This window comes from Candidatus Phaeomarinobacter ectocarpi, from assembly GCF_000689395.1.
In the GTDB taxonomy this organism is placed as follows: domain Bacteria; phylum Pseudomonadota; class Alphaproteobacteria; order CGMCC-115125; family CGMCC-115125; genus Pyruvatibacter; species Pyruvatibacter ectocarpi.
In genome coordinates this window covers 1755770-1762730 of sequence record NZ_HG966617.1, presented here as the reverse complement: position 1 = coordinate 1762730, position 6961 = coordinate 1755770, and the positions used below count along the sequence as shown (strand labels likewise).

The 6961-nt window shown below is 57.0% G+C and carries 2 protein-coding genes; both read left to right on the top strand.

The window, feature by feature from the left end:
* On the top strand, positions 1–2620 hold a 2620-nt coding region (gene rpoB, locus BN1012_RS08495; RefSeq protein WP_043949293.1), incomplete at its 5' end, for a DNA-directed RNA polymerase subunit beta.
* A 117-nt stretch (positions 2621–2737) separates the two neighbouring features.
* A complete protein-coding gene (rpoC, locus tag BN1012_RS08490) occupies positions 2738–6934 on the top strand; it encodes a DNA-directed RNA polymerase subunit beta' (RefSeq protein ID WP_043949292.1) in 4197 nt (1398 codons plus the stop codon).
* The last annotated feature ends 27 nt before the right edge of the window (positions 6935–6961 follow it).

The following is a 6961-nucleotide window of genomic DNA, read 5'->3' as shown; positions in this document are numbered from 1 at the left end:
TGTCGACATCGACACCGTAATGCCTCAGGACCTGATCAACGCCAAGCCGGTCGCGGCTGCGGTGCGTGAGTTCTTCGGGTCTTCGCAGCTGTCCCAGTTCATGGACCAGACCAACCCGCTGTCTGAGATTACCCATAAGCGTCGTCTCTCAGCGCTTGGGCCGGGCGGACTGACGCGTGAGCGTGCAGGCTTTGAGGTCCGTGACGTGCATCCGACCCACTATGGTCGTATCTGCCCGATTGAAACGCCGGAAGGCCCGAACATCGGTCTGATCAACTCGCTGGCTACCTACAGCCGGGTGAACAAATACGGCTTCATTGAAACGCCATACCGCAAGGTGAACGACGGCGTTGTGACGGATGAGGTTGTTTACCTTTCCGCCATGGAAGAAGGCCGCTACTCCATTGCCCAGGCGAACGTCGCCATTGAGGCTGATGGTACGTTTACGGATGAGTTGATTGCTGCCCGTCGCGCTGGCGACGTGCTGATGATGCCGCGTGAAGAAGTGGGCTTTGTGGATGTGTCGCCGCGCCAGCTGGTGTCGGTCGCCGCAGCCCTCATCCCGTTCCTCGAAAACGATGACGCCAACCGTGCGCTCATGGGATCAAACATGCAGCGCCAGGCTGTGCCGCTGGTAAAGGCCGATGCGCCTCTCGTCGGCACCGGCATGGAAAGCGTTGTTGCCCATGACTCTGGTGCTGCTGTCGCTGCCCGCCGTACAGGCGTTGTTGACCAGGTGGACGCCACCCGCATCGTGGTGCGGGCAACGGAAGAAACTGACAACTCCAAGTCAGGCGTGGACATCTACAACCTGCGCAAGTTCCAGCGGTCTAACCAGAACACCTGCATGAACCAGCGTCCGCTGGTGAAGGTAGGTGACCGGGTCAAAGTTGGCGACATAATGGCTGATGGTCCGTCTACGGATCTTGGTGAGCTTGCACTTGGCCGCAACGTGCTCGTCGCGTTCATGCCTTGGAACGGTTACAACTTTGAGGACTCCATCCTGATCTCCGAACGCATCGTGCGGGACGACGTATTCACGTCCATCCACATCGAAGAGTTCGAAGTTGCTGCCCGTGACACGAAGCTTGGACCGGAAGAAGTCACCCGTGACATTCCCAATGTCGGCGAGGAAGCACTACGCAACCTCGACGAGGCGGGCATTGTCTATATCGGTGCTGAAGTGCATCCGGGCGACATCCTCTGCGGCAAGATCACGCCGAAGGGTGAAAGCCCCATGACACCGGAAGAAAAACTTCTGCGTGCCATCTTCGGTGAGAAAGCCTCTGACGTTCGCGACACGTCTCTCAAGCTGCCTCCGGGTGTTGCGGGTACGGTCGTGGAAGTGCGCGTGTTCAACCGCCACGGTGTGGACAAGGACGAACGTGCGCTGGCGATCGAACGGGAAGAAATCGAACGTCTTGCAAAAGACCGCGATGACGAACTCGCGATCCTTGAACGCAACGTGTTTGGCCGCCTGGAAGAAATGCTGCTCAACAAGCAGGTTGCTTCCGGCCCCAACGACATGGCGCCTGACAGCAAGGTGACACCAGCTGTTCTTGAAGAACTCTCCAAGGGCCAGTGGTGGCAGATTGCTCTGAAGAACGACAAGGCTATGGCCGATGTCGAAGCTTTGAAGAAGCAGTATGACGACGGCAAGAAGCGCCTGGATGCGCGCTTTGAGGACAAGGTCGAGAAGCTGCAGCGTGGTGACGAACTGCCACCAGGCGTGATGAAGATGGTCAAGGTCTTCGTGGCTGTGAAGCGCAAGCTGCAGCCCGGTGACAAGATGGCCGGTCGTCACGGCAACAAGGGTGTGATCTCCAAGATCAACCCGATCGAAGACATGCCGTATCTGGAAGATGGTACCCATGTGGACATCGTGCTGAACCCGCTAGGTGTGCCGAGCCGCATGAATGTGGGCCAGATTCTGGAAACCCATATGGGGTGGGCCAGTGCCGGCCTTGGCAAGATGATCGGTGATGCTCTGGAGGCCTATCGGGCTGAAGGCAAGCTCATTGAACTCAAGAAGACGCTTGAGAATGTGTATGGCGATGAGCCGACACTGGATGAGCTTGATGACGATGGCCTGATCGAGCTTGGCACCAACCTTCAAAAGGGTGTTCCGATTGCAACGCCGGTGTTTGACGGCGCGCATGAAGGCGACGTTGTGGACATGCTTGAAAAAGCCGGTCTCGACGGGTCAGGGCAGTCAACATTGTATGACGGTCGTACAGGTGAACAGTTCGACCGTCCGGTGACGGTTGGTTACATCTACATGCTGAAGCTGCATCACCTTGTGGATGACAAGATCCACGCCCGGTCGATTGGACCGTACTCGCTTGTTACGCAGCAGCCGCTGGGTGGTAAGGCGCAGTTCGGTGGCCAGCGCTTTGGTGAAATGGAAGTGTGGGCCCTGCAGGCGTATGGCGCGGCATACACGCTCCAGGAAATGCTCACTGTGAAGTCAGATGACGTGGCTGGCCGTACCAAGGTGTATGAAGCCATCGTGCGTGGTGATGACACATTCGAAGCAGGCATTCCCGAAAGCTTCAACGTGCTTGTTAAGGAGATGCGGTCACTCGGCCTGAACGTCGAGCTGCAGACCACAAGTACCTAGGCGATAGCGACTTGCGGTTCGGACCTACGCAGGTCCGAACCGCCAAATCATTTTTTGTAGTCCTACCCTGGACCGGCTGAACATCAGGCGGGCAGGGGCACCCCTAAGAGGCGGTTCATGAACCAGGAAGTCCTCAGCAATATCTTCAACCCCTCAGGCGTCGCTGAGACGTTTGATGCGATCAAGATTTCGATCTCCTCTCCCGAGAAGATCCTGTCGTGGTCGTTTGGCGAGGTGAAGAAGCCCGAAACGATCAACTACCGCACGTTCAAGCCAGAGCGTGACGGTCTGTTCTGTGCGCGCATCTTTGGTCCGATCAAGGACTATGAGTGCCTGTGCGGGAAGTACAAGCGGATGAAGTACAAAGGCATCATCTGCGAAAAGTGCGGCGTGGAAGTCACGCTCTCAAAGGTCCGGCGTGAGCGCATGGGCCATATCGAGCTTGCAGCTCCTGTTGCCCACATCTGGTTCCTGAAGTCCCTGCCATCGCGCATTGGTCTTCTGCTGGATATGGCGCTCAAGGATCTAGAGCGCGTGCTCTACTTTGAAAGCTACATCGTCACTGAGCCCGGCCTGACACCGTTGAAGCTGCATCAGCTTTTGACGGAAGAAGAATATGCCGATGCGCAGGACGAGTTCGGCGAAGATGCCTTTACTGCGGGCATCGGTGCTGAAGCCATCCGCGACATGCTGATGACGCTTGATCTTGAAAAGACGGCAGCTGAGTTGCGCGTCGAGATTGCGGAAGCAACCACAGAGCTCAAACCCAAGAAGCTGGCCAAGCGCCTGAAGGTTGTTGAAGCCTTCATGGAGTCCGGCAACCGTCCTGAGTGGATGATCATGACTGTTGTTCCGGTCATCCCACCGGAACTTCGTCCGCTGGTGCCACTTGATGGTGGCCGCTTTGCCACCTCTGACCTCAATGACCTGTACCGTCGCGTGATCAACCGGAACAACCGGTTGAAGCGTCTGATGGAACTGCGTGCACCGGACATCATCATCCGGAATGAAAAGCGCATGCTGCAGGAAGCTGTGGATGCGCTGTTCGACAATGGCCGCCGTGGCCGCGTCATCACCGGTGCGAACAAGCGTCCGCTGAAGTCACTGTCAGACATGCTCAAGGGCAAGCAGGGCCGTTTCCGTCAGAACCTGCTTGGCAAGCGCGTGGACTACTCCGGCCGTTCGGTCATCGTGGTGGGTCCCGAGCTCAAGCTGCATCAGTGTGGTCTGCCCAAGAAGATGGCGCTTGAACTGTTCAAGCCGTTTATCTACTCGCGCCTTGAGGCCAAGGGTCTTGCGGCGACGATCAAGCAGGCGAAAAAACTGGTTGAAAAAGAAAAGCCGGAAGTGTGGGACATCCTCGAAGAGGTGATCCGCGAGCATCCGGTGATGCTCAACCGTGCGCCGACGCTTCACCGTCTTGGCATTCAGGCTTTTGAACCAACACTGATCGAAGGTAAGGCCATCCAGCTTCACCCGCTGGTCTGTGCTGCGTTCAATGCTGACTTTGATGGTGACCAGATGGCCGTTCACGTGCCGCTGTCGCTTGAAGCACAGCTCGAAGCACGTGTGCTGATGATGTCCACCAACAACATTCTGCACCCCGCTGATGGCACGCCCATTATCGTGCCGTCGCAGGATATTGTTCTTGGCCTCTACTACCTGTCGCTCGAAAAGGAAAACGAGCCGGGCGAGGGCATGATCTTCTCTGACGTGAAAGAGATCGAGCATGCACTTGATGCGGGCTCAGTTACCCTGCACGCCAAGGTTAAGGCCCGCTGGATCACCAAGGACGAGAATGGCGATGACGTCACCATGATCGTGGATACGACACCTGGTCGTATGCTGGTGGGTGACCTACTGCCGCGTAACCCGAACGTGCCGTATGACCTTGTGAACCAGCTTCTGACCAAGAAGGCGATCTCTGGTGTCATTGACGTTGTGTATCGTCACACAGGCCAGAAAGAGACTGTCATCTTCTGTGACCGCATCATGGGTCTCGGCTTTGCCCGTGCCTGCCGTGCCGGCATTTCGTTCGGTAAGGACGACATGGTGGTGCCGGAAACGAAGACCGGTCTTGTTGATGAAACGCGCACGCTCGCCAATGAGTATGAGCAGCAGTACATCGACGGTCTGATCACGCAGGGCGAAAAGTACAACAAGGTTGTGGATGCCTGGGCCAAGTGCACAGACAAGGTTGCCGAGGAGATGATGGGCAAGATTTCATCTGTCCAGATCGACGAGGAAACCAACCGCACCAAGGACATCAACTCGATCTACATGATGTCCCATTCAGGTGCCCGTGGTTCGCCCGCACAGATGAAGCAGCTTGCCGGTATGCGTGGCCTCATGGCCAAGCCGTCAGGCGAGATCATCGAAACGCCGATCATCTCGAACTTTAAAGAAGGCCTGACCGTGCTTGAGTACTTCAACTCAACCCACGGCGCCCGTAAGGGTCTGGCTGACACGGCTCTTAAGACAGCCAACTCCGGTTACCTGACCCGTCGTCTTGTTGACGTGGCGCAGGACTGCATCATCACGGAACCTGATTGTGGTTCTGAAGATGGTCTGACTGTTGGTGCGGTGCTTGATAGTGGTGAAGTGCTTGCCTCTCTTGGCAGCCGCATCCTTGGCCGTACGCCGGCGAATGACATCGTGCATCCGTCTACAGGCGAAGTCATCGTGCCCAAGGGCGAAGAGATCACTGAACCTCTGGCTGATGCCGTTGAAGAAGCCGGTATCCAGCAGGTGCTGATCCGCTCCGTGCTGACGTGCGAAACGCGCGGCGGTGTGTGCGGTAAATGCTACGGCCGTGACCTTGCCCGCGGTACGCCGGTGAACATGGGTGAAGCAATCGGCGTGATTGCAGCTCAGTCCATCGGTGAGCCCGGCACGCAGCTGACCATGCGTACCTTCCATATTGGTGGTACGGCGCAGGTGGTGGATTCGTCCTTCATTGAATCCAACCATGCCGGTACGGTGACGATCGCCAACCCGGAACTTGTGACGGACTCCTCAGGCAACGTGATTGTCATGGGCCGTTCGTCGCAGCTTGTGGTGTCAGATGCTGAAGGCATCGAGCTTGCAACACACCGTCTGTCCTATGGTACGCGCCTGCGCATCAAGGACGGTGACACGGTGGAGCGCGGTCAGCGTATGGCTGAGTGGGATCCATACACTCTGCCGATCCTGACCGAGCGCGATGGCATCATCGGCTTTGAAGATGTGATCGACGGTGTGACCATCCGCGAAGTTGCGGATGAGGCAACAGGTATCTCATCGAAGGTTGTGATCGACTGGCGTGCGTCTACGCGGTCTGCTGATCTTAAGCCGGCGATTGTGGTCAAGGGCAAGAACGGCCAGGTGCTGAAGCTCGCCAATGGCAACGAAGCCCGCTACCTGCTCGCTGTGGATGCCATTCTGTCCGTTGAAGACGGGGCAGAGATCCATGCTGGTGACGTGGTTGCACGTATCCCGACGGAAGGCGCAAAGACCCGTGACATTACGGGTGGTCTGCCACGTGTGGCTGAACTGTTCGAAGCACGTCGTCCCAAAGACAATGCCGTCATCGCAGAAGCCGATGGCGTCGTAGAGTTTGGCCGCGACTACAAGAACAAGCGCCGGATTGTTGTTCGTCCGAAGGATGAGAGTGAAGAGCCTACGGAATATCTCATTCCCAAGGGCAAGCACCTCACCGTTCGTGAAGGTGACTTCATTGAAAAGGGCGAGTACCTGCTTGATGGCAACCCCGCACCGCACGACATTCTGGCCGTTTCAGGCGTCGAGGAGCTTGCACGCTACCTCGTGAATGAAATCCAGGAGGTCTATCGACTGCAGGGCGTGAACATCAACGACAAGCACATCGAGGTGATTGTTCGCCAGATGCTGCAAAAAGTTGAAGTCACGGATGCCGGCACGACACCGCTGCTGAAAGCAGAACAGCTTGATCGCGTCGAATTCGACGAGATCAACGAGAAGGTGATTGCTGAAGGTGGCACGCCTGCTGAGGCAAACCCGGTTATGCTGGGTATCACCAAGGCGTCGCTGCAGACACGGTCGTTCATCTCTGCGGCATCGTTCCAGGAAACCACCCGTGTTCTCACGGATGCTTCTGTGAACGGCAAGCAGGACCATCTGATTGGTCTGAAGGAGAACGTCATTGTGGGTCGGCTTATCCCGGCTGGCACAGGCGCGCTCCTCAACCGCCTCAAGAACGAAGCTGCTGGTCGTGATGAAACGATCATGGACAGCCGCGGCGTTGTTGCTCCCGCCATTGAAGAGGGCGAGGGCGAAGAGGCCGACGAGGTCGCCTAAAACAACATTGGGGCAGCCGGGATATGC

Bases quoted from the DNA above. Each gene is read 5' to 3' on its own strand.
- rpoC (WP_043949292.1), top strand. From the start codon at position 2,738: ATGAACCAGGAAGTCCTCAGCAATATCTTCAACCCCTCAGGCGTCGCT.